This window comes from Streptomyces sp. YIM 98790 (assembly GCF_011421595.1).
Classification (GTDB): domain Bacteria; phylum Actinomycetota; class Actinomycetes; order Streptomycetales; family Streptomycetaceae; genus Streptomyces.
Window position 1 is genome coordinate 1 of sequence record NZ_WTLH01000058.1, and the last position, 22527, is coordinate 22527.

General features: G+C 73.8%; 19 protein-coding genes, 1 tRNA gene and 1 pseudogene. 7 read left to right on the plus strand and 14 right to left on the minus strand.

What is annotated here, in order from left to right; genetic code table 11:
- The 4 genes from GQS09_RS12410 to GQS09_RS12425 form a co-directional block, all read right to left on the minus strand.
- Positions 1 to 959, minus strand: a 959-nt coding sequence (locus GQS09_RS12410) for a helix-hairpin-helix domain-containing protein (RefSeq protein WP_243761346.1), incomplete at its 3' end; no start/stop codon positions are given.
- 406 nt (positions 960 to 1365) lie between these two features.
- Entirely contained in the window at positions 1366 to 2232 is an 867-nt protein-coding gene (locus GQS09_RS12415) for a sugar phosphate isomerase/epimerase (RefSeq protein ID WP_165986096.1), read from the minus strand.
- Entirely contained in the window at positions 2229 to 3455 is a 1227-nt protein-coding gene (locus GQS09_RS12420) for a dihydrodipicolinate synthase family protein (RefSeq protein WP_165986097.1), read from the minus strand. Before GQS09_RS12420 ends, GQS09_RS12415 begins: the two co-directional genes overlap by 4 nt.
- Positions 3452 to 4624, minus strand: coding sequence for a Gfo/Idh/MocA family protein (locus GQS09_RS12425; protein ID WP_165986098.1), 1173 nt, complete (start codon positions 4622 to 4624; stop codon positions 3452 to 3454). Before GQS09_RS12425 ends, GQS09_RS12420 begins: the two co-directional genes overlap by 4 nt.
- A 255-nt stretch (positions 4625 to 4879) precedes the next feature.
- On the opposite strand from GQS09_RS12425, the gene GQS09_RS12430 reads away from it, so the two are divergent.
- Together GQS09_RS12430 and GQS09_RS12435 are read left to right on the plus strand one after the other, a co-directional pair.
- The gene (locus GQS09_RS12430; protein ID WP_165986099.1) at positions 4880 to 6037 is read left to right on the plus strand and encodes a LacI family DNA-binding transcriptional regulator; all 1158 of its coding nucleotides are present in this window, start codon (positions 4880 to 4882) and stop codon (positions 6035 to 6037) included.
- 107 nt (positions 6038 to 6144) lie between these two features.
- Positions 6145 to 6702 carry an NUDIX hydrolase gene (locus tag GQS09_RS12435; RefSeq protein WP_165986100.1) on the plus strand — a complete coding sequence of 186 codons (558 nt, stop codon included), beginning with the start codon at positions 6145 to 6147 and terminating at the stop codon, positions 6700 to 6702.
- A gap of 87 nt (positions 6703 to 6789) precedes the next feature.
- On the opposite strand, the gene GQS09_RS12440 is transcribed toward GQS09_RS12435, so the two are convergent.
- On the minus strand, positions 6790 to 7446 hold the full coding sequence (locus tag GQS09_RS12440; RefSeq protein ID WP_165986095.1) for an ABC transporter permease subunit: 657 nt from the start codon (positions 7444 to 7446) through the stop codon (positions 6790 to 6792).
- Between the two features lie 4 nt (positions 7447 to 7450).
- On the opposite strand from GQS09_RS12440, the pseudogene GQS09_RS12445 reads away from it, so the two are divergent.
- Positions 7451 to 7594: pseudogene (locus GQS09_RS12445) on the plus strand (response regulator transcription factor); the annotation flags it as partial.
- A gap of 52 nt (positions 7595 to 7646) precedes the next feature.
- On the opposite strand, the gene GQS09_RS12450 reads toward GQS09_RS12445, so the two are convergent.
- Entirely contained in the window at positions 7647 to 11450 is a 3804-nt protein-coding gene (locus tag GQS09_RS12450; protein ID WP_313896111.1) for an ABC transporter ATP-binding protein, read from the minus strand.
- A gap of 275 nt (positions 11451 to 11725) precedes the next feature.
- On the opposite strand from GQS09_RS12450, the gene GQS09_RS30350 reads away from it, so the two are divergent.
- Entirely contained in the window at positions 11726 to 11857 is a 132-nt protein-coding gene (locus GQS09_RS30350) for a hypothetical protein (RefSeq protein ID WP_279577727.1), read from the plus strand.
- A 124-nt stretch (positions 11858 to 11981) separates the two neighbouring features.
- On the plus strand, positions 11982 to 12833 hold the full coding sequence (gene erm / locus GQS09_RS12455) for an ErmE/ErmH/ErmO/ErmR family 23S rRNA (adenine(2058)-N(6))-methyltransferase (protein ID WP_165986102.1): 852 nt from the start codon (positions 11982 to 11984) through the stop codon (positions 12831 to 12833).
- A 113-nt stretch (positions 12834 to 12946) separates the two neighbouring features.
- Here the strand turns inward: erm and GQS09_RS12460 are convergent, their stop codons facing one another.
- Positions 12947 to 14197 (minus strand): extracellular solute-binding protein, encoded by a 1251-nt coding sequence (locus GQS09_RS12460; protein ID WP_165986103.1) that lies wholly within the window; start codon positions 14195 to 14197, stop codon positions 12947 to 12949.
- Between the two features lie 286 nt (positions 14198 to 14483).
- Positions 14484 to 15539: an agmatinase gene (speB, locus tag GQS09_RS12465; RefSeq protein WP_243761348.1), complete on the minus strand. Its 1056-nt coding sequence runs from the start codon at positions 15537 to 15539 to the stop codon at positions 14484 to 14486.
- A gap of 117 nt (positions 15540 to 15656) precedes the next feature.
- Here speB and GQS09_RS12470 point away from each other — a divergent pair, with 117 nt between their 5' ends.
- Entirely contained in the window at positions 15657 to 16460 is an 804-nt protein-coding gene (locus GQS09_RS12470; RefSeq protein ID WP_399552496.1) for a phosphatase, read from the plus strand.
- An 8-nt stretch (positions 16461 to 16468) separates the two neighbouring features.
- On the opposite strand, the gene tesB is transcribed toward GQS09_RS12470, so the two are convergent.
- From tesB to GQS09_RS12490, 4 genes are all read right to left on the minus strand, one after another.
- Positions 16469 to 17356, minus strand: a complete 888-nt coding sequence (gene tesB, locus GQS09_RS12475) for an acyl-CoA thioesterase II (protein WP_165986105.1) — start codon at positions 17354 to 17356, stop codon at positions 16469 to 16471.
- A gap of 73 nt (positions 17357 to 17429) precedes the next feature.
- Positions 17430 to 18587 carry an acyl-CoA dehydrogenase family protein gene (locus GQS09_RS12480; RefSeq protein WP_165986106.1) on the minus strand — a complete coding sequence of 386 codons (1158 nt, stop codon included), beginning with the start codon at positions 18585 to 18587 and terminating at the stop codon, positions 17430 to 17432.
- Between the two features lie 106 nt (positions 18588 to 18693).
- Positions 18694 to 18767: transfer RNA gene (locus GQS09_RS12485), tRNA-Met, on the minus strand.
- 80 nt (positions 18768 to 18847) lie between these two features.
- Complete coding sequence (locus GQS09_RS12490) at positions 18848 to 19267, minus strand: Fur family transcriptional regulator (protein WP_165986107.1); 420 nt, start codon at positions 19265 to 19267, stop codon at positions 18848 to 18850.
- 208 nt (positions 19268 to 19475) lie between these two features.
- Between GQS09_RS12490 and GQS09_RS12495 the strand changes: the two genes are divergently transcribed.
- A complete protein-coding gene (locus tag GQS09_RS12495) occupies positions 19476 to 20927 on the plus strand; it encodes a catalase (RefSeq protein ID WP_165986119.1) in 1452 nt (483 codons plus the stop codon).
- Positions 20928 to 21062: 135 nt separating this feature from the next.
- Here GQS09_RS12495 and GQS09_RS12500 read toward each other — a convergent pair whose 3' ends face one another.
- Both GQS09_RS12500 and hisN read right to left on the minus strand, forming a co-directional pair.
- A complete protein-coding gene (locus GQS09_RS12500; RefSeq protein ID WP_165986108.1) occupies positions 21063 to 21461 on the minus strand; it encodes a cyclic nucleotide-binding/CBS domain-containing protein in 399 nt (132 codons plus the stop codon).
- Positions 21462 to 21667: 206 nt separating this feature from the next.
- Positions 21668 to 22462 (minus strand): histidinol-phosphatase, encoded by a 795-nt coding sequence (gene hisN / locus GQS09_RS12505; RefSeq protein WP_165986109.1) that lies wholly within the window; start codon positions 22460 to 22462, stop codon positions 21668 to 21670.
- Between the last annotated feature and the right edge of the window lie 65 nt (positions 22463 to 22527).

Here is a 22527-nt window from a genome sequence, read left to right on the forward strand (position 1 = left end):
GCCTCGCCGCGCGGCCCGGGCAGCGGCGGCGCCCCGGCACCGCCCTCCCGGCCCCCCGCGGGGCGCTCGGCGCGTTCCGGGACACGCTCGCGCACCACGCCCTCGGGCTCCTCGGCCAGCTCGGCGAGACAGTCGATCACCAGCCCGGTGTCCACCTGGAGCAGCTTGACCGCATCGGCGATCAGCCGCTCCTCCGGAAGGAAGCAGTGCCCCTGCTCGGTGGACTGGGACAGCGCGTACTGCAGGCCCGCCTTGACCCGCTCCGGGCTGTCCTGCGGGATGCCCACGGCGCGGGCGATCCGGTCCGCGGTCAGGAATCCGATGCCCCACACATCGGCCGCCAGCCGGTAGGGCTGGTTCTTCACCACGGAGATGGAGGCATCGCCGTACTGCTTGTAGATCCGCACCGCGATGGAGGTGGAGACCTCCACGCTCTGCAGGAAGACCATCACCTCCTTGATGGCCTTCTGCTCCTCCCAGGCGGCGGCGATCAGCGCCGTGCGCTTGGGCCCCAGACCGGGCACGGCGATCAGCCGCTTCGCATCGGCCTCGATGACCTCCAGGGTCTCGGTGCCGAAGTGCTCCACGATCCGCTCGGCGGTCTTCGGCCCGATGCCCTTGATCAGGCCCGATCCCAGATAGCGCTGGATGCCCTGCACGGTGGCGGGCAGCACGGTGGTGTAGTTCTCCACCATGAACTGGCGGCCGTACTGCGGATGCGAGCCCCAGCGGCCCTCCATCCGCAGCGACTCCCCCACCTGGGCGCCGAGCAGCGCCCCCACTACGGTCAGCAGCTCGCCGCCGCCGCGGCCGGTGTCCACCCGGGCGACGGTGTAGCCGTTCTCCTCGTTGGCATAGGTGATCCGCTCCAGGACACCTTCCACCACGGCCCGGCGCGGGGCACCGGGCTGCTGCGGGGAACCGGATGCGGCACTGGACTGACGGGCGGGACGCGACATGACTCGACGTTAACGGCAGCCGCCGACACCCCGGCACGGCTGTGGAAACCCGGGAGGCCCGCCCGGCCCCGCTCCCCGCGTCCGCGGCACCGGCCCCGGACAACCCGAAGGGCCCGGCCCCCTGCCAGGCCCTTCGATCCCCTCCTGCTCCCCGTGCACAGTGAGACATCCGTCATCCCCCGGAGGTTGCACAGCGACCGGTATTTTCTTCGACACGCCGCGATGGCCCTGCGCGCCGCAGGGGCGCAGGGGGCGCACGCGCGGGGCACCGAGAGCGCGGGAGGGAACGGGGCCGGTCCGGGGGTTCCCGGCGGCGCGATGCGGGAACGGACCCGGACCGGCCCGGTCTGCGGGCCGCCGCGGCGGCGGGCGCCGCGGGGGGACGGGACGGGCGGGACGGGACGGCTCAGAAGGTGTGCCGCACGAAGCGCTCCGCGGTCTCGCGGAGCACCTCCAGGCCGTCGCGGGCCCACAGCCCCTCGTTGAACAGCTCCACCTCGATGGGCAGCGGCGGGCCCGCGGCGGCCGTGGCGGCGTCCACCCGCTCCCGGAACCAGCGCATGTCCACGCAGCCGTCGCCGATCTGGCCCCGCCCCACCAGCACGCCCTCCGGCAGCGGCGTGACCCAGTCGGCGAGCTGGAAGGAGTGGATGCGGCCCTCGGCACCGGCCCGGGCGATCCCCTCCGCCACCCGGTCGTCCCACCACAGGTGGTAGGTGTCGACCACCACGCCCACCTGCTCCGCCGGGAACCGTCCGGCCAGCTCCAGCGCCTGGTCCAGGGTGGAGACCACGCACCGGTCCGAGGCGTACATCGGGTGCAGCGGCTCGATGGCCAGCCGGACGTTGCGCTCGGCGGCGTACGGCGCCAGCTCGGCCAGCGCGTCGGCCACCCGCTCCCGGGCCCCGGCCAGGTCGCCGCTGCCCGGCGGCAGGCCGCCGGAGACCAGCACCAGGGTGCCGGTGCCGAGGGCGGCCGCCTCGTCGACGGCGGCCCGGTTGTCGTCCAGGGCGCGGCTCCGCTCGCCCGGGTCCACGGCGGTGAGGAAGCCGCCCCGGCAGAGCGAGGTGACGGCCAGCCCGGCGTCCCGGGCCAGCCGGGCGGCGGCGGCCACCCCGTACTCCTGCACCGGCTCTCGCCACAGGCCCACCGAGGGAATGCCCAGCCCGGTGCAGCCCTTGACCAGCTCGGGCAGCGCAAGCTGCCTGACGGTCATCTGGTTGATGGAGAAGCGCGCGAGCGCGCTCGCGGTGTCTGTGCCGGTGCCGGTCATGGCTGGGTGACTCCGTGGACGGCGAGGAGCTGGGTCATGCGGTGGGCGGCCAGCTCCGGGTCCGGGAACAGGCCCAGGCCGTCGGCCAGCCGGTAGGCGCGGACCAGGTGCGGCAGCGAGCGTGCCGACTGCAGCCCGCCCACCATCGTGAAGTGCGACTGGTGCCCGGCCAGCCAGGCGAGGAAGACCACGCCCGTCTTGTAGAAGCGGGTCGGTGCCCGGAACAGGTGGCGGGACAGCTCCACCGTCGGGTCCAGGATCTCCCGGAAGCCCTTGACGTCACCGGTGTCCAGCACCCGCACCGCCTGCGCGGCCAGCGGCCCCAGCGGGTCGAAGATGCCCAGCAGGGCGTGGCTGAAGCCCTGCTCGTCCCCGGCGATCAGCTCCGGGTAGTGGAAGTCGTCGCCGGTGTAGCAGCGCACCCCGCGCGGCAGGCGGCGGCGCAGGTCGATCTCCCGCTGGGCGTCCAGCAGCGAGATCTTCACCCCGTCCACCTTGTCGGGGTGGTCGGCGATGATGCCGAGAAACGTTTCCGTGGCCCGGTCGAGATCCTCGCTGCCCCAGTAGCCGGCCAGCGCCGGGTCGAACATCGGGCCGAGCCAGTGCAGGATCACCGGCTCGGCCGCCTGGCGCAGCAGCCCGCCGTACAGCTCGTGGTAGTCCTCCGGGCCACGGGCGGCGGCGCACAGCGCGCGCGAGGCCATCACGATGGCCTGGGCACCTGCCGTCTCCACCACCTCGAGCTGCTCCTGGTAGGCGTGCCGCACCCGGTCCAGGCCGGCGCCGGCCGGAGCGAGCTGGTCGGTGCCCACCCCGCAGGCGATCCGGCCGCCGGTGGCCCGGGCCTCGGCGGCCGAGCGGCGGATCAGTTCGGCCGCGCCCGCCCAGTCCAGGCCCATGCCGCGCTGCGCGGTGTCCATGGCCTCGGCCACGCCCAGGCCGTGCGCCCACAGGTGACGGCGGAAGGCCAGGGTGGCGTCCCAGTCCACGGCGGCCGGGCCGTCCGGGGTGGTGTCGGCGAACGGGTCGGCCACCACATGGGCGGCGGAGAAGACGATGCGGGAGACCAGCGGCGCACCGGTCTCCGGCGCCGCGGCGCCGGAGACCGCGCCGGTGCCCGCGCCGGGGGCGGCTGCCGGGCGCGGCCGGTACGGCCGGAGCGTGCCGTCCTCGCCGGGGAGGTGGAGGACGCCGGGAGTGCCGGGGGTCGCCGCCGCCGTCACAGGGCCAGCTCCGGAACGTCCAGGCGGCGCCCCTCGGCCGCCGACTTCAGGCCCAGCTCGGCCAGCTGCACGCCGCGCGCGCCCGCCAGCAGGTCCCAGGTGTACGGCTCGTCCAGCTCCACATGGCGCAGGAACAGCTCCCACTGTGCCTTGAAGCCGTTGTCGAACTCGGCGTTGTCCGGCACCTCCTGCCACTGGTCGCGGAACCGCTCGGTGGCCGGGATGTCCGGGTTCCACACCGGCTTGGGGGTGGCCGAGCGGTGCTGCACCCGGCAGTTGCGCAGCCCGGCGACGGCCGAGCCCTCGGTGCCGTCCACCTGGAACTCCACGAGCTCGTCCCGGTTCACCCGGACCGACCAGGAGGAGTTGATCTGCGCCACGGCACCGCCGTCGAGCTGGAAGATGCCGTAGGCGGCGTCGTCCGCGGTGGCCTCGTAGGGCTTGCCCTGCTCGTCCCAGCGCTGCGGGATGTGGGTGGCGGTCAGCGCCTGGACGGCGGTGACCCGCCCGAACAGCTCGTGCAGCAGGTACTCCCAGTGCGGGAACATGTCCACCACGATGCCGCCGCCGTCCTCGCTGCGGTAGTTCCAGGACGGCCGCTGCGCGGGCTGCCAGTCGCCCTCGAAGACCCAGTAGCCGAACTCGCCGCGCACGGAGAGGATGCGGCCGAAGAAGCCGCCGTCGATCAGCCGCTTGAGCTTGAGCAGGCCCGGCAGGAACAGCTTGTCCTGCACCACGCCGTGCTTGATGCCCGCGGCGCGGGCCAGCCGGGCCAGCTCCAGGGCCCCGGCCAGGCCGGTGGCGGTGGGCTTCTCGGTGTAGATGTGCTTCCCGGCGGCGACGGCCTTCCGGATGGCCTCCTCGCGGGCCAGGGTGACCTGGGCGTCGAAGTAGACGGCGACCGAGTCGTCGGCGAGTACCGCGTCCAGGTCGGTGGAGACGGCGTCGGGGTCCAGACCGTGCCGTTCGGCAAGCGCCTTCAGCGCGTATGCGCGGCGGCCGACGAGAACCGGCTCGGGCCAGATGACCGTGCCGTCCCCGGCGTCGATGCCGCCCTGCTCACGGATCGCCAGGATGGAGCGGACCAGGTGCTGGCGGTAACCCATGCGCCCGGTCACGCCGTTCATGGCGATCCGGACGGTCCTTCGGCCGGCGGCCGTCTGACTCATGGAGGGAGTCCTTTCCTCGTGCGACCTGCTGAGCGCAGCGCGTAGTAAGCGCTTTCTACCAGAACAGACGCTAACCTGCCCACAGTGGCGAGGACAAGCCCCGAAGCATCCGGAACACTTCCGGGGCACCCGGTAAGCGGAGATCATCGTCACGCACCGCACCACGGCGCGCCCGGCACCACCCCGGGCGGTGGCCGGAAAGCACCACCCGTACCGCTACCGCGGCACCCCACCGCACCGGACCGGAGGATTCGCATGGCAGTGACGCTGGCCGACGTGGCCGCCCGAGCGGGGGTCTCCGCGGCGACCGTCTCCCGCGTGCTGAACGGCAACTACCCGGTGGCCAGGACCACCCGCAGCCGCGTGATGCGCGCGGTGGAGGAGCTGGAGTACGTGGTGAACGGGCCGGCCAGCTCACTCGCCGCGGCCCGCTCCGACCTGATCGGGGTGCTCGTCAACGACATCGCCGACCCGTTCTTCGGGATCATGGCCAGCGCCATCCAGAACGAGATCTCCCCGGTGACCGGCGCGGGCGGCGGCGAGGGCACGGCCGGTCAGAAGCTCGCCGTGGTGTGCAACACCGGCGGGGTGCCGGAGCGCGAACTCACCTACCTCACCCTGCTCCAGCGGCAGCGGGCCGCCGCCGTGGTGCTCACCGGCGGTGCCATCGAGTCCCCGGCGCACAGCGCGGCCCTGGCGGTCCGGCTGCGCCGGCTGGAACGGGCGGGCGCCCGGGTGGTGCTGTGCGGACGGCCCCCGCTGCCCGCACCGGAGACCGAGGGCGCCGCCCAGGGCGCCGGCAGCGGCCCGGACCGCAGCCGCGGCGCGGACGCCGAGGCCGGACAGCCGATCGCGGTCACCTTCGACAACCGCGGCGGTGCCCGCACCCTCACCGAGCACCTGCTGTCGCTGGGCCACCGCCGGATGGGCTATCTGGCGGGCCCGGCCGACCGCACCACCACCCGGCACCGGCTGGAGGGCCACCGGGCCGCACTGGCCGAGGCCGGGGCGGGCGCGGGCTCCGAGGACGCCGCCCGGCTGATCCTGCACGGCGGCTACGACCGGGCCTCCGGCTACGACGGCGCGCTGGAGCTGCTGCGCCGCGACCCGGAGGTCACCGCCATCCTGGCCGCCAACGACACCGCGGCGCTTGGCGTGTGCGCGGCCCTGCGCGACCAGGGGCTGCGCATCCCGGAGGACGTCTCGGTCACCGGCTTCGACGACCTGCCCTTCGCGGCGGACGCGGCGCCCGCGCTGACCACGGTGCGCATTCCGCTGCACGACGCGGGGGCGCGGGCGGGCCGGCTGGCGCTCGGACTGGAGTCGCCGCCGGCGGGCGGCATCGCCACCATCCGTTCGGAACTGATGGTCCGTGCCTCCACGGCTCCGCCGCCCGGCCGCTCGCGCGGCTGACCCGGGCGGCCGACCCGGGCGGCCGACCCGGGGGGCCGAAGGGCCGCGGTCCGCTCCGTGCCGCCGTGCCGGACGGCGCACGGCCGCCGCTCCCGTAGGCTGCGGCCATGGACGATGCCGCCTCACCCGGCCCCGAGGACTCCGCAGCCCGCGCCGCAGCCGGCGCCGCAGCCGACGCGGCCCCGCTGGCCACCGGGCCGCGCGGCATGCAGCTGCTGGACTTCCTGCGGCTGCCGGAGGACTCCGCGTTCACCGCCCCCGTCTTCACCCGCTTCCCGGTGACCTACGTGCTGGTCGTGCTCCGGGACCGGCGGGGCCGGCTGCTGCTGGTGCACGAGCGCGGCCGGGCCTGCTGGGAGCTGCCCGGCGGCGGCATCGAGCCCGGCGAGTCGCCCCGCGAGGCGGCCGTGCGCGAGCTGCGCGAAGAGGCCGGCCACGACATCGCCGCCGGCGCGCTGCGCTTCGAGGGCTTCGCCCGCACCCGGCTGCCCGAGCGCCGCACCCTGCACGGCGCGGTCTTCACCGGCGACGCCGAGGAGTCGGCCGGTTTCGTGCCCACCGAGGAGATCGCGGCCGTCCACTGGTGGGACGGCCGGAGCCCGGTCCCCGCACCCGGGGAGCTCCAGACCGTGGACGCCTGCCTGGCGGAGCTGGTGCGCGGATGACCGCGGGCGGCACCGCCGGGCGCCCGTGCTGCAGCGATCACCAGGTCCACTGCCCGGGGCGGGTGCGGAGCACGACCGCGCCGGCGGTCAGGGCGGCGGCGCTCCACAGGGCCAGCACGCCCAGGCCCGGCCAGGGCGCGATCGGCAGCCGGTCCAGTCCGGTGGTGGCCTGGACCGCCAGCCCGGCGTGGCCGGGGCCGCCCGCAGCTCCCGTTCCTGCCACTGCGGGTCGGAGACCATCCCGGCCAGCAGCGGCAGCAGAGAGAACACCGCCAGCACCGCGGTGACCGCGGTCGCCGTGTCGCGCAGCGCCGCGCCCGCGCCCAGCGCCAGCAGCGCGGTGAGCAGCAGATACAGCACACTGCCCGCGGCGGCGCGCAGCACCGGCCCGTCGGTGAGGCCGGGCAGCGGGAAGCCGCCGGAGGCCAGCAGCCACCGCCCGGCCAGCAGCGCACCCGCCACCGCCGGTACGGCCGCCGCCAGGGTCAGCGCGCACACCGCCAGCGCCTTGGCGGCCAGCAGCCGCAGCCGCCGGGGCCCGGCGGCGAGTGCGGCCCGGATGGTGCCGCTGCCGTACTCGCCGCCGACCGCCAGCACCGCCAGCACGATGACCGCGCCCTGCCCCAGCCAGACACCGGTCAGGCTGGTCCTGACGGTGTCCTCGCCGCACTCGGCGGGCACCGGGCACTCCCCGGTGGTGAGCGAGCCGGTCACCGCCGCGCCCGCCGCCACGGTGAGCGCCACCGGGCGCCTCCATGTCAGCGAGGAGACCGTCAAGACCCACGTCAGCCGCATCCTCACCAAGCTGGGCCTGCGCGACCGCACCCAGGCCGTCATCGCCGCCTACGAATCCGGTCTCGTCGTCCCCGGCGACGCCGCTGATCCCCGCTGATCGCCCCGATCCCCGCCCGATGCCCGCCCGAGGGCCGCCCTGGCGCGGGGCGTCAGGCCGAGGCGGGGATCGGGGCGGTGGTGTAGGTGTCCCACAGGGTGGCGTAGCGGCCCGGGGTGGCCAGCAGCTCCTCGTGGGTGCCGTCCTGGACGACCCGGCCGCGGTCCAGGACGACCACCCGGTCGGCACGGGCCGCCGTGGTGAGGCGGTGGGCCACCACCAGGGTGGTGCGGCGGCCCGCCAGGCGGTCGGCGGCCTCGTTGACCAGGGACTCGGTGGCCAGGTCGAGAGCCGCGGTGGCCTCGTCGAGCAGCAGGATGTCCGGGTCCACGAGCTGCGCCCGGGCCAGCGCGATGAGCTGGCGCTGCCCGGCGGAGAGATTGCGTCCGCGCTCGGCGACCTCGTGCAGGTAGCCGTCGGAGAGGGTGGCGATCATGTCGTGCGCGCCGACCGCCCGCGCCGCGGCCTCGACCTCGGCGTCGGTGGCGTCCCGGCGGCCGTAGGCGATGGCGTCCCGGACCGTGCCGGCGAAGAGATACGGCTCCTGGGGGACGACGCCGAGGCGGCGGCGGTACCCGGTGAGGTCGAGCTCGCGCAGGTCGATGCCGTCCGCCCGGACCGCACCGGAGGTGGGGTCGTAGAAGCGGGCCGCGAGCTTGACCAGCGTGGACTTCCCGGCGCCGGTCTCGCCGACGAAGGCGACGGTCTGGCCCGCCGGGATGTGCAGGCTGATGCCGGACAGGGCTTCCCCGCCGGGGCCCTCGGCGGTGCGGTAGCGGAAGTGCACCCGGTCGAAGGTGAGGTCGCCGCGCAGCCGGGCGGGGACCGGGCGCGGGCGGTCCGGCGGCGGCGTGGTGGTCGGCTCCCGCAGCAGCTCCTGGATGCGGCCCAGGGAGACCACGGCCTGCTGGTAGCCGTCGAAGACCTGGGAGAGCTGCTGCACCGGGGCGAAGAACAGCTCGATGTAGAGCAGGTACGCGACCAGGGCGCCGGCGGTGAGGGTGCCGTTGCCGATCCGCCCGGCACCGATCACCAGCACCCCGGCGGTGGCCAGGGTGGCGAGCAGCTGGACGAACGGGAAGTAGACGGAGATCAGCCACTGGCCGCGCACCCGGGCCCGGCGGTAGGAGTCGGAACCCGCGCGGTAGCGGCGGCAGGCGCTGTCCTCGCGGCGGAACGCCTGCAGGACCCGGAGCCCGGCCACCGACTCCTGGAGGTCGGCGTTGACCCCGCTGACCCGCTCCCGGGCCAGCTCGTAGGCGCGGACGCTGGCGCGGCGGAAGAAGACCGTGCCGATGGCCAGCGGGACGAGGGCGGCGAGGACCACCATGGCCAGCGCGGCGTCGATGGCCACCAGCACCACCAGGATGCCGAAGAAGGTGAGGACCGCGACCAGCGCCTGCACCAGGCCGGTCTGGAGGAAGGTGGTCAGCGCGTCGACATCGGTGGTCATCCGGGTCATGATCCGCCCGGTCAGCTCGCGCTCGTAGTAGTCCAGGCCGAGCCGCTGGAGCTGGGCGAAGATCTTGACGCGCAGCGCGTACAGGGCGCGTTCGCCGGTGCGGCCGACGGCGCGGATGGAGCCGAACTGGGCCGCCCACTGGGCGAGGACGACGAGCAGCGCCAGGCCGGCGGCGGCCCAGACCGCGCCCAGCGCCGCCTGGGTGACGCCCTCGTCGATGCCGTGCCGGATCAGCACGGGGAGCAGGAGGGAGAACACCGCGTCGGCGGCGACCAGGAGCAGGGCGAACAGCAGGGGGAGGCCGAGGCCGCGCAGCAGGCGGCGCAGCCCGTAGGACTCCTCGGGCCGGGCGGCCCGTTCCTCGTCCACGTCCGGGGTGTCCTCGGCCGGGGGCAGGGCGGCGACCTGGGCGAGCAGTTCGTCGGTGGCGGCGGCCGAGGCCATGGCGGCGGCGAAACCCGGCGGTCCGGGCGCGGAGGCGGAGGCGGCGGCCGGAGTCCCGTCCCCGGAGACGGAGGCGGCGGCGCCGGTGGTGGTGCCGGAGGTGTCGCGGCCCGGCCACAGGGCCGGGGTGATGCCGCCGGTCACCGCGCCCCGGCCGTCCCCGGCCGCGCGTTCGGCGGCCGAGGCGGCGGCCGAGGCGGCTGTGGCGGGGCGGGCCCGGCCGGCCGGGTCGCGCTCGATGTCGGCGAGTTCCTCCGGGTCGGCCAGCAGCCGCCGGTACAGCTCGCAGCGCTCCCGGAGCTCGGCGTCGGTACCGGCGTCCACCAGCCGTCCGCCGTCCATCACGGCGATCCGGTCGGCCAGCAGCAGGGTGGAGCGGCGGTGGGCGATCAGCACCGTGGTGCGCCCGGCCATGACGCCGCGCAGCGCCTCGTGGATCTCGTGCTCCACCCGGGCGTCCACCGCCGAGGTGGCGTCGTCCAGCACCAGCAGCCGGGGGTCGGTGACGATCGCCCGGGCCAGCGCCATGCGCTGCCGCTGCCCGCCGGAGAGGGTCAGGCCCTGCTCCCCGATGACGGTGTCGTAGCCGTCCGGCAGGGCCTGGATGAAGCCGTCGGCCTGGGCCGCCCGGGCGGCGGCCCGGATCTGCTCCTCGGTGGCGTCCGGCGCGCCGTAGGAGAGGTTGGCGCGGATGGTGCCGGAGAACAGGAAGGCGTTCTCCGGGACCAGGCCGATGGCGGCCCGCAGCGAGTCGAAGGTCAGCTCCCGCAGGTCGTGGCCGCCGATCCGGACCGCGCCGGAGTCCGGGTCGTAGAACCGGGGCAGCAGCTGGGCCAGGGTCGTCTTGCCGCTGCCGGAGGTGCCCACCACGGCCAGGGTCTCGCCGGGCGGCACCCGCAGCGACACCTCGCGCAGCACGGTCTGGTCCCGGTAGCCGAAGGTGACCCGGTCCAGTTCGATCTCGGCCGGGGCGTCCGCGGGCAGCTCGCGCGCGTCCGGCCGTTCGGTGATCTGCGGACGGGTGTCGATCAGCTCCAGCACCCGCTCCACACCGGCCCGCGCCTGCTGGCCCATGGTGAGGATGACGGTCAGCATCCGCACCGGCCCGACCAGCATGGCCAGATAGGTGGAGAAGGCGACGAAGGTGCCGAGCGTGATCTCGCCGCGGGTGGCCATCCAGCCGCCGAGCGCCAGCATGCCGACCTGGCCGAGCGCGGGCATGGCCTGGAGCGCGGGGGTGTAGCGGGCGTTCAGCCGGACGGTGCGCATCCGGGCGGCGAACAGGGCGCGGGAGGCGGACCGCAGTTTCCCGGTCTCCTGCTCCTCCTGGCCGAAGCCCTTGACCACCCGGACGCCGGTGATGGCCCCGTCCACCACACCGGCCACGGCCCCGGACTGTCCCTGGGCGTACCAGGTGGCGGGGAAGAGGCGGACCCGGCTGCGCCGGGCGATGAACCACAGGGCCGGGGCCACGGCCAGCGCGATCAGGGTGAGCAGCGGGGAGAGCGCCAGCATCACCACCAGGGAGACCGCGAAGAGCATGAAGTTGCCGATGGTCATCGGCATCATGAACAGCAGGCCCTGGACGAGCTGCAGATCGCTGGTGGAGCGGCCGACGACCTGGCCGGTGGAGAGCTCGTCCTGGCGGCGGCCGTCCAGCCGGACCAGGGTGCGGTACATTTCGGTGCGCAGATCGTGCTGGACGTCCAGGCCCAGCCGGCCCCCGTAGTAGCGGCGCAGATAGGTGAGCAGGTAGACGACCACGGCGGCGGCGATCAGCAGGCCGATCCACAGCGCCAGACCGTCCTGGCCGCCGATGATGACCTCGTCGATGATGACCTTGGTGATCAGCGGCATCAGGGCCATCACGCCCATGCCGGCCAGCGCGGAGCCCAGGGAGACCAGGACATTGCGGCGGTAGGCCCAGCAGTAGCCGGCCAGCCGGCGGATCCAGCCCGGCTCCGCCGCCTTCCGCGCGCTCGCGTCCGCGTCCGCTTCTGCTTCCGCGTTCCCGCTCCCGGTCTCCCGCGCGCTGCCGCTGTCCGTCACGCCCCGCTCCTTCGCCGGCTCGGTCCGTCCGCCGGAAACGCCAACGCGATCACTGGCGCATTCATTCCGGGGTCCCCGGTCGTGGAACAACCGGGGAGCAATCGCGGGGTCGTCGAGGAGTAATGGTGTTGCGCCGGGGGCCGGCCCTCCCTAGCGTGCCGGGTGGAGGTTTCACCATGGGATTCATCAAGAGCGGGCCCGTCGGTGCGCGGCGCACCGGCCTGTGGAGCCCGCTCCGCACCGCCCGCCCGCGCATCCGGCGCACGGCCCTGGTCCGGCAGGACCGGCCGCAGGCCGCCGCCGTCTGACGCGCCCCGCCACGCCCGGATCTCCTGCCCGCGTACCAGGGCCCTCGGCTGCCCCGTTCATCCGGACGGGCCGCCGGAGGGCCGATTGCCCGTGCGGTCCGTCCTCGCCGCAGAGGACCTTCCCGTGGTACGCCCCGAAGCGCGCCGTCGTGCGCGTCTGTCCCAGAACTTCCTGACCGACGGCGATGCCGTCCGGCTGATCGTGCGCTGCTCCGGCGTCCGGCCCGGTGACCTGGTGGTCGAGCCGGGTGCGGGCGAGGGCGCGCTGACCCGCCCCCTCGCCCGCCGGGTACGGGCGCGCCCCGGCGGCGGCGCGGGCCGCACCGGCCGGGTGCTCGCCTACGAGATCGACCCCGCTCTGGCCCGCCGCCTCACCCGGCGGCTGGGCGACGATCCGGCCGTCCGGGTGCTCGGCCGCGACTTCCTGGCCGCCGCGCCGCCCGCCGAGCCGTTCGCGGTGGTGGGCAACATCCCCTACGCCCGCACCTCGGAGATCGTCCGCTGGTGCCTGGCCGCGCGGTCGCTGACCTCGGCCACCCTGCTGACCCAGCGGGAGTACGCGCGCAAACGGACCGGCGGCTACGGCCGCTGGACGCTGCGCACGGTGCAGACCTGGCCGGAGATCCGCTGGCGGCTCGGCCCCCGGGTGGGGCGCGAGGCGTTCGCCCCCGTGCCGCGCACCGATGCGGCGGTGCTGCGGCTGGAGCGGCGGCGGGTGCCGCTGCTGCCGCCGACCGCGCTGCCGGGCTACCGGTCGCTGGTGGCCGAGGGCTTCGGCGGGGTCGGCGGCTCGTTGCGGGCCACGCTGTCCCGGGGGCGCCCGGCGGGCCGGGTGCGGGCGGCCTTCCGGGCCGCGGAGCTCGACCCGGGCGCGCCGGTCGGACATGTCACGCCCGCCCAGTGGCTCGCGCTCTTCCGGGCCCTGACCCCGCCGGAACCGCCCCGCCCGCCCCGCCGGCCCCGCCGGGGCGGCTGAGCCGGCACCCGCCGGGGCCGGCCCATGGAGCCGGTTCCGGCGGCCGCTCCGGGGGCAGGCCCATGGAGCCGGCCCCATGGAGCCGGCCCGGGGGGCGCTGCGTGGAGCAGGGTCTAGGAGGCTTCGGAGGTGCCGGCCTTCTCCAGGGTGCCGGCGGTGGTCTGGAGTTCGCGGAGCACGGCCTCCACATCGCTGTCCGGCTCGATCGCCGTGGCCAGCCGCTGCTGGATCTCGCCGCGCAGCGGCAGCCAGGTGCTCTTGTTGACGGGCTGGAGCTGCGCGCCCGGCATCTGGTCGATGAAGTCCCACAGCTGCTCGAACTCATCGCTCGCGCGCAGCATCTGGCCGGCCGATTCGGTGGCCGGCACCGAGCCGTTCTGGGCGTTGGCGCGGGCCACGTTCTCCGCGTCGTAGAGGAAGGTGAGGAAGCGGCCGATCTCCTCGGCGTGGCCGTGCTCCTTGAAGCCGAGCAGCCAGTCGGAGTGCCCGGCGGGCACGGCGGCGCCGCCCCGCATGGCCGGGAAGTCGGCGTGGGCGAAGGGGATCTGGTGGGCCTTCAGGGCGGGCAGCAGCGCCGGGTGCACCATCAGCATGCCGACCTCGCCGGTCATGAAACCGGCGTAGGCGTCTCCCCGGTTGAGCCTCGGGTCGGGGCCGGCCAGGCCGGGGGCCACCAGGCTGTCCCGGAGCCACTCCAGGGCCTTGGCGTTGTCCTCGTCGTCCAGGATGTAGCCGCCGGAGAGGTTGGTGTAGCCGCCGCCCGCGGCCAGCATCCAGACCATGGCCTCCTCGTGGATGGAGTCCGGTCCGAACTGGAGGGCGTACGGCGTGGTGACCCCGGAGTCCTTCAGGGCCCGGGCGGCGTCGGCCAGCTCCTCCCAGGACGCCGGCGGCTCCTCGATGCCGGCCGCGTCGAACAGCGCGGTGTTGTAGAACAGCCGCGGGGTGCTGGTGATGAAGGGCATGCCGAACTGCTGGAAGTCCACCTCGCCGGCGTGCGCCAGGGTGGTGACGAAGTCCGACTGCACCGGCAGCGGCAGCATCTCCTTGGCCTGGTAGAGCAGGCCTTCGGTGGCGTAGTCGGCGTAGAAGGTGGCCTGGGAGATGTCCGGGGGGCGGCCCTGCTCCACCCGCTCCGCCAGGGTGGCGTCCAGTTCCTCCCAGGGCACCAGCTCGACCTCCACGGAGACGTCCGGGTTGGCCTCGTGGAAACGCCCGGTCAGGTCGTCCCAGTACTCCCTGATGGGTACCGCGGTGCGCTCGCCGTAGTCGGCGGCGAGCAGTTCCAGGGTCACCGGTCCGCTGTCGGCGACGGGGCCGCAGCCCGCTCCGCCGAGCACGGCCGTCCCGGCCAGTGCTCCCACCAGCGCAGCCCCCCGCACCGCGCGGCCACGCCGCAGACCCGTTCGTATCCAGCCCACCACTGCGCCGCCCTCTCAAAATGCCGGATTCCGGACGGCCGCGTCCCAGACCGACCGGAAGGTATGGGAAGGAAACACCCCAACCAAGCGGTCGCTCAACCCTTTGGACACGACTTTTTTCGGTCACCGGGGCGGAGAACGGGCACCCGCGGGCCACGGCGCGGCCCGGCCGGGCGGATCCGGGCGGCGGACGTGCTCCCGCCGCCGCTCCCGGCCGTGCCCCGGGTGCCTACGTGCGCTGCCTGCCCTGCGTGCCGCCCGTGCCCCCCGTGCCTGCCGCGGTGGGCCCGGCCGCGGTCCGGGGCGTGCGCCCGGCCGCGATCTGCCGGGACATCAGGGTGGTCAGCTCATAGGCGGTGTGCGAGGCGGCCACCGCGGTGATCTCGGCATGGTCGTAGGGCGGGGCGACCTCCACCACGTCCGCGGAGACCAGCCGGCAGCCCGCCAGCCCGCGCAGGATCTCCAGCAGTTCCCGGGAGGTCAGCCCGCCGGCCTCCGGGGTGCCGGTGCCCGGGGCGTGCGCCGGGTCCAGCACGTCGATGTCGACGGACACGTACAGCGGGCGGTCGCCGATCCGCTCCCGGAGCTGCTGGGCGATCTCGTCCACCCCGCGGCGCATCACATCGGCGGCGGTGACGATGCCGAAGCCCATCTTCGCGTCGTCGTCCAGGTCCTTCCGGCCGTAGAGCGGACCGCGGATGCCGACGTGGGAGAGGGCGGAGGTGTCGAGGACGCCCTCCTCCACGGCCCGCCGGAACGGTGTGCCGTGGGTGTACTCGGCGCCGAAGTAGGTGTCCCAGGTGTCCAGGTGGGCGTCGAAGTGCAGCAGCGCCACCGGGCCGTGCCGCCGGGCCACCGCGCGCAGCAGCGGCAGCGCGATGGTGTGGTCGCCGCCCAGCGTCATCAGCCGGGCGCCGGTGTCCAGCAGCTCACCGGCCGCGGCCTCCACGGTGTCCACGGCCTCGCCGATGTCGAAGGGGTTGGCGCCGACGTCCCCCGCGTCGGCCACCTGGGCGAGGGCGAAGGGAGAGGCGTCCTGCGCCGGGTTGTAGGGGCGCAGCAGCCGGGACGCCTCGCGGATGGCGTTTCCCCCGAAGCGGGCGCCCGGCCGGTAGGACACCCCGCTGTCGAAGGGGACCCCGAGGACCGCGACATCGGCGGTGCCGACCTCGTCCAGCCGGGGCAGCCGGGCGAAGGTCGCCGGCCCGGCGTAGCGGGGGAAACGGGAGGAGTCGACGGGACCGCGCGGGGTCTCCGCACGGGACGGCTCACGGTGCGTGCTCATGCCTCCCGAGGGTAGCGGTGACCTGCGACGCAGCGGATTCGGCCATTCCGCACGGCACCGGGTCACGTTTTGGACTCCGCGTAGTATCGCCCGTACCCGGCAGCCACAATGAACGGCATGGACGATCCGGAGAGCGCCACACCGACCCGAGCCGGCCTCATCGACCACCTGGTGAGGACCCGGATCGCGGGGGATGTCGCGACACCGCGGGAGAACAATCTGGCGCACTACCGCGAGCTGGCCAACGGCAACCGCTACTACTGGTTCGGCCTGGAGCTGGGCGAGCGGTGGGCGGACGAGCAGGACGTGCTGGCCGTGATGAGCGAGCGCTGCGGAGTGGACGACGACCCGGCGCACCGGTCCGGCCAGGACACCATCGACCCGGAGCTGACCGTGGCCGCGCTGGACCGGGTCGCGGTGATGCTGCGCAAGGCGGCCGACGACCGGCAGCGGGTGCTGGTGGCCACCGGCCACCCGGGCGGGCTGCTGGATGTGCACGCGCAGACCGCGGCGGCCCTGCGGGCGGCCGGCTGCGAGCTGGTGCGCGTGCCGCTGGGGCTGACCGCCGACGAGGGCGTGGTCACCCAGATGGCGGGGGTGGCGGTCTACGAGCGCGGCGCCAGCCTGTGGCACACCCACTCGCCCGCGCCGATGGCGGCGATCCTGGACGCGCTGCCGCAGGAGGGCGAGGAGCCGCCGGACCTGGTGATCGCCGATCACGGCTGGGCCGGCTGCGCGGCGCAGCGCGGCATCGCCACCGTCGGCTATGCGGACTCCAACGACCCGGCGCTCTTCCTGGCCGAGGCCGAGGGCACGCTCGCGGTCTGCGTTCCCCTGGACGACCACGTGATCAACGCGCGGTTCTACGAGCCCATGACCGCCTATCTGCTGGCCGCCGCCGGGCTGCCCGCCCGGGGCTGAGCGCCGGCTCAGCCCCGGCGGGGAACGCGGACCACGCCCTCCTGGATGACCGAGACCGCGAGCCTGCCGTCCCGGGTGAAGATCCGGCCCCGGGCCAGGCCGCGGCCGTTCTGGGAGGTCGGCGACTCGGTGTCGTAGAGCAGCCACTCGTCCGCGCGCAGCGGGCGGTGGAACCACATGGCGTGGTCCAGGCTGGCGCCCACCACGTCGCCGGTGGTCCAGCCGCCGCGGCCGTGGGCCAGCAGCACCGAGTCCAGCAGCGTCATGTCCGAGACATAGGTGGCCAGGCAGATGTGCACGGCCGGGTTGTCGTGCACGCCCGTGACCTGCCCGTTGGTCCGGAACCACACCTGCGAGCGGGGCTCGCGCGGCTCCCCCTTGGTGGCGAACGGCGGCTCCGCCACATACCGCAGGTCGATGGCGCGCCGGGCCTCCAGCAGCAGTCGCGCCACGTCCTCGTGGAAGAACAGGTGCTGGTACTTGGGCAGCACCTCCTCGGCGCGCGGCAGGGTCTCCGGATCGGGGGCCGGGGGCATCGGCTCCTGGTGCTCCAGCCCTTCCTCGGGCGCCTGGAAGGACGCCGAGAGGTGGAAGATCGGCTGTCCGTGCTGGACCGCCACCACCCGCCGGGTGGTGAACGAGCGCCCGTCCCGGATGCGGTCCACGGTGTAGACGATGGGTGCGCCCGGGTCGCCGGGGCGGAGGAAGTACGAGTGCAGCGAGTGCGGCGGCCGGTCCTCGGGGACGGTGCGGCAGGCGGCCACCAGCGCCTGCGCGGCCACCTGTCCGCCGAACACCCGGGGGATCACCGACGGGTGGCTGTCGCCCCGGAAGATGTCCCGCTCGATCCGCTCCAGGTCGAGCAGATCGAGCAGGTAGTGCAGGGTCTCGTTCATAGAACAAGTTCTACCCGATGGCCCCGGGTCCGGGGCCGACAGGTCCGGCTCGCGGGCCCGCCCGCCGATCCGCTCACAGGTCCATCGACTTGCTGACGATGGAGCGCATCACCTCGCTGGTGCCGCCGTAGATGCGGGTGACCCGGTTGTCCACGTACATCCGGGATATCGGGTACTCCCGCATGTAGCCGTAACCCCCGTGCAGCTGCAGGCACTTGTCGATGACCACGGCCGAGCGCTCGGTGCAGAACAGCTTGACCGCGGCGGCGTCGGCCGCGGAGAGGTCCTTCTCGTCGTGCGCGTCCAGCGCCTTGTCGATCAGCGCCTGCATGGCCATCACCTCGGCCTGGCAGTCGGCCAGCACGAACTTGGTGTTCTGGAAGGCGGCCACCGGCTTGCCGAAGACGATCCGCTGCTTGACGTAGTCGCGGGCGAACGAGAGGGAGGCCAGCGCCTGGGCGTAGGCGTACATGGCGATGCCGAGGCGTTCCTGCGGCAGGTTGTGGGTCAGGTACTCGAAGGCCCGGCCCTCCTCGCCGAGCCGGTCCTCCACCGGCACCTTGACGTCGGAGAAGAACAGTTCCCCGGTGTCCGAGGCGAGCAGGCCCATCTTGTCCAGCTTGCGGCCGACCGAGTAGCCCTCGCTGGAGGTGTCCACGGCCAGGATGGTGATGCCGCCGCGCCGGTCGGCCGGGTCGGGCGGGGAGGTGCGGGCGCAGACCAGCACCCGGTCCGCCTGCACACCGCCGGTGATGAAGGTCTTGGCGCCGTTGAGCACGTAGTGGGTGCCGTCCGCGGAGAGCTTCGCCGTCGTCTGCATGCCGGCCAGGTCGGAGCCGGTGCCCGGCTCGGTCATGGCGATGGCGAACATCATGTCGCCGGTGACGAAGGGCGGCAGCCAGCGCTGCTTCTGCTCCTCGGTGCAGTAGGCCATCAGGTAGGGCAGGCACAGCCCGACGTGCACGGACGAGCCGCCGAAGGTGACGCCGGCCAGGCTGAGCTCCTCGGTGAGGACGGCCTGGTACTTGTAGGAGTTCTGGCCCGCGCCGCCGTACTCCTCGGGAACCTCGATGCCGAAGATGCCCAGCTCGCCGAGCTTCTTGTAGAACTCGCGGGGCACCCGGCCGGCGGCCTCCCACTCGTCGTACACCGGCACGACCTCGGTGGCGACGAACTCCCGGAACATCTGCCGGAACGCCTCATGGTCCTCGTTGAACACCTTACGGCGCACTGGGGGCCTCCCTCGTGTCTAAGCGCTTGCTCAGCGAGAGGCTACTCCGCGGTCACAAACAGCACAAGGGCCCGGATCCCTGTGGGATCCGGGCCCTTGCCTTCCGTAGCGGGGACAGGATTTGAACCTGCGACCTCTGGGTTATGAGCCCAGCGAGCTACCGAGCTGCTCCACCCCGCGTCGTTGTGTCTCCAGGATAACCCGCCCACAGGACTGCGCCAAATCGCTGCGCCCGGGCGGAGCACCCCGGGCGGAGTGCCCTAGCCCGCCGCGGCGCAGTCCGGGCAGCGGCCGTAGTAGGTGACCGCCACCTCGGAGACGGTGAAGCCGTAGCGCTCGCCCTCCGGCAGCACGGCCATCGGGTCACCGCTCAGCCGGACGTCCCGGATCGCGCCGCAGCCGGAACAGACCAGATGCTGGTGCGACTCCCCCACATTGGGGTCGTACCGCTTGGCCCGGCCGTCGGTGGTGACCTCCCTCACCTCGCCGAGGGCGACCAGCTCGCCCAGGGTGTTGTAGACCGAGGCCCGGGAGATCTCGGGCAGCCGGCGCACGGCGAGGGCGTGCACCTCGTCCGCCGTGTAGTGCACATGCTCACCGGCCAGCACCTCGGCGATGACCCGCCGCTGCGCGGTCAGCCGCCAGCCGCGGGCGCGGAGTCGCTCCAGCAGGTCACTCATGACCACCAGCCTATCCGAGCCCTTGTTCGGATCACTGTGACGCAAACCTCGATCCCGTACGGTCTTCTGCATCTTCTTGACTTGGACAAAGTCCAATATAGGATCGAGTACGGCTCGGGGCGGGGTCCGCGCAGGCGGCAGCGGAGCGGACGCACCGGCCGACCAGTACCAAGACCCGAAGGGCGTGACAGGAAAGATGACCGACCAGATCGCGGCGGGACCGCTCACCACGGAGGCCGGTGCCCCGGTCGCGGACAACCAGAACAGCCAGACCGCCGGCGCCGGCGGCCCGGTCCTGATCCAGGACCAGCTGCTGATCGAGAAGCTGGCCCACTTCAACCGCGAGCGCATTCCCGAGCGGGTGGTGCATGCGCGCGGCGCCGGCGCCTACGGCACTTTCACCGTCACCGCCGATGTGACCGGGTACACCCGGGCGAAGTTCCTGTCGGAGATCGGCAAGGAGACCGAGGTCTTCCTGCGTTTCTCCACCGTCGCCGGCAGCCTCGGCGCGGCCGACGCGGTACGCGACCCGCGCGGCTTCGCACTGAAGTTCTACACCGAGGAGGGCAACTACGACCTCGTCGGCAACAACACGCCGGTCTTCTTCATCAAGGACCCGCTGAAGTTCCCCGACTTCATCCACACCCAGAAGCGCGACCCGTACACCGGCTCCCAGGAGGCGGACAACGTCTGGGACTTCTGGAGCCTGAGCCCGGAGTCCACCCACCAGGTGACCTGGCTGTTCGGCGACCGCGGCATCCCGGCCAGCTACCGCCACATGGACGGCTTCGGTTCGCACACCTTCCAGTGGACCAACGCCGACGGCGAGGCGTTCTGGGTCAAGTACCACTTCAAGACCGACCAGGGCATCAAGTGCCTGACCCAGGCCGAGGCGGACGAGCTGGCGGGCAGGGACCCGGACAGCCACCAGCGTGATCTGCGCGAGTCCATCGAGCGCGGCGAGTTCCCGAGCTGGACGGTCCAGGTGCAGATCATGCCCGCCGCCGAGGCGGCCGGTTACCGCTTCAACCCCTTCGACCTGACCAAGGTCTGGCCGAACGAGGACTACCCGCGGATCACCATCGGGAAGCTGGAGCTGAACCGCAATCCGCGGAACATCTTCGCCGAGGTGGAGCAGTCGGTCTTCTCCCCGCACCACCTGGTGCCGGGCATCGGCCCCTCCCCCGACAAGATGCTCCAGGGCCGGCTGTTCGCCTACGGCGACGCCCACCGCTACCGGGTCGGCATCAACGCCGACCAGCTCCCGGTGAACCGCCCGCACGCCACCGAGGCCCGCAGCCACGGCCGGGACGGGCTCATGTACGACGGCCGGCACGGCGGCGACCGGAACTACGAGCCCAACAGCTTCGGCGGGCCGTTCCAGACCGGTGCGGCGCTGTGGGCGGGCACCGAGGTCGGCGGGGTGACCGGGACGCACCCCGCCCCCGCGCACGCCGAGGACGACGACTTCGTCCAGGCGGGCATGCTCTACCGCCTCATGGCGGAGGAGGAGAAGGGCCGGCTGATCGAGAACCTGGCCGGTTCCCTCGCCCAGGTCACCAGGGAGGACATCATCGACCGGGCGATCGACAACTTCCGCCGGGCGGACGAGGACTACGGCAAGCGGCTGGAGGCCGCGGTCCAGGCCCTGCGCGGCTGAGGCCGCTTGCCGTACGGCCCCTCGGGCGGCCGGCTGCCGCGCGGCGCCGACGGCCGGGGACCAGCACGGGCCGGGCCCGGCCGGATCCGGATCACGGATCCGGCCGGGCCCGGCCGTTGCGTCCGGGGACGTGCGTCAGCCCACGGCGCTGAGCACCGGGGTCCAGCAGCTGATGATGTCGCGCACCGAGACGATGCCCACCGGTCCGGCGGGAGCCTTGTCGTCCAGCACGATGAGGTGCCGGAAGCCGCCGGAGGTCATCGCCGCGGCGGCGTCGGCCAGGGTCCAGGTGGGGGCGGCGAACACCACGTCGGTGGTGGTGTGGGCGCCGGCCCGTTCCCGGTCCGGGTCCTGGCCGGCGCCCACCGAGCGCAGGATGTCGCGTTCCGTGATGATGCCGATTCCGGCGGTGTCGGGGTCGTGCACGACGGCCGAGCCGACCTTGCGGGCGGACATCAGCCGCGCGGCCTGGCGCAGCGTGTGATCGGGGCCGATGGTGAGAACGATGGAGCTCATGGCGTCGCGGACCAGCACGGGGTGACCACCTCCTGGGTGAACGCGGTCTCCGGGGGGCTGGAGAATGCATTCACAAAGTCACAAGCGGGGGGATACTCATGCTCACACGTGCAGGCGCCGCCAACAAGGGTGCGGCACCTGGCATCCGTAACGATTCCGGGGCGCCCGGGCCCCGCCCCGCGCCACCGCGGCGCCTCGCCGTCCGCCGCCCGGCGGCGACCCCGTCAGCCGCCCAGGTGGTGCAGCAGCTCGGAGTGGAGCAGGCCGTTGGAGGCGGCGGCATTGCCGCCGTGGACGCCGTCCCGGCCGTCCAGGCCGGTGAAGCGGCCGCCGGCCTCCTGCACGATGACGGCGTTGGCCGCCATGTCCCACAGGGACAGCCGCGGCTCGGCGCAGATGTCCACCGACCCCTCGGCCACCATCATGTACGGCCAGAAGTCGCCGTAGGCCCGGGTGCGCCACACCTCCCGGGACAGCCGGAGGAAGTCCGGCAGCCTGCCGCGCTCCTCCCAGCCGGCCAGGGAGGAGTAGGCGAACGAGGCGTCGGCCAGCCGGGAGACCCCGGACACCCGCAGCCGGGCGGCCGAGGACAGGCTGCGCCCGCTGTACGCACCCCGGCCCTCCGCCGCCCACCAGCGGCGGCCCAGCGCGGGCGCGGACACCACCCCGACCACCGGCCGGTCGCCGCCCGGCCCGCGCTCCATCAGCGCGATCAGCGTGGCCCAGACCGGGACGCCGCGCACATAGTTCTTGGTGCCGTCGATCGGGTCGATGATCCACCGGCGCGAGCCCCGGCCCTCGCTGCCGTACTCCTCGCCGAGCACCGCGTCCCGCGGCCGGGCCCGGGATAGGGAGGTGCGGATCAGCTCCTCGGCGGCCTTGTCCGCCTCCGTCACCGGGGTCATGTCCGGCTTGGTCTCGACCTTCAGGTCGAGCGCCCGGAACCGGTCCATGGTCGCGGCGTCGGCGGCGTCCGCCAGCACATGGGCGAGGCGCAGATCATCGTGATAGTCGGGCATACCCGCACAGTATCCGCCGCAGGTTCCGGCAACCACGGGTCCTCCGGGCCCGGACCGGCCCGGCC

Excerpts from the sequence above, each read along its gene's own strand:
- GQS09_RS12415 (WP_165986096.1), bottom strand. The coding sequence starts at position 2,232 with ATGACCGGCACCGGCACAGACACCGCGAGCGCGCTCGCGCGCTTCTCC.
- GQS09_RS12425 (WP_165986098.1), bottom strand. The coding sequence starts at position 4,624 with ATGAGTCAGACGGCCGCCGGCCGAAGGACCGTCCGGATCGCCATGAAC.
- GQS09_RS12430 (WP_165986099.1), top strand. The coding sequence starts at position 4,880 with ATGGCAGTGACGCTGGCCGACGTGGCCGCCCGAGCGGGGGTCTCCGCG.
- GQS09_RS12435 (WP_165986100.1), top strand. The coding sequence starts at position 6,145 with ATGGACGATGCCGCCTCACCCGGCCCCGAGGACTCCGCAGCCCGCGCC.
- GQS09_RS30350 (WP_279577727.1), top strand. The coding sequence starts at position 11,726 with ATGGGATTCATCAAGAGCGGGCCCGTCGGTGCGCGGCGCACCGGCCTG.
- speB (WP_243761348.1), bottom strand. The coding sequence starts at position 15,539 with ATGAGCACGCACCGTGAGCCGTCCCGTGCGGAGACCCCGCGCGGTCCC.
- GQS09_RS12470 (WP_399552496.1), top strand. The coding sequence starts at position 15,657 with ATGGACGATCCGGAGAGCGCCACACCGACCCGAGCCGGCCTCATCGAC.
- tesB (WP_165986105.1), bottom strand. The coding sequence starts at position 17,356 with ATGAACGAGACCCTGCACTACCTGCTCGATCTGCTCGACCTGGAGCGG.
- GQS09_RS12490 (WP_165986107.1), bottom strand. The coding sequence starts at position 19,267 with ATGAGTGACCTGCTGGAGCGACTCCGCGCCCGCGGCTGGCGGCTGACC.
- hisN (WP_165986109.1), bottom strand. The coding sequence starts at position 22,462 with ATGCCCGACTATCACGATGATCTGCGCCTCGCCCATGTGCTGGCGGAC.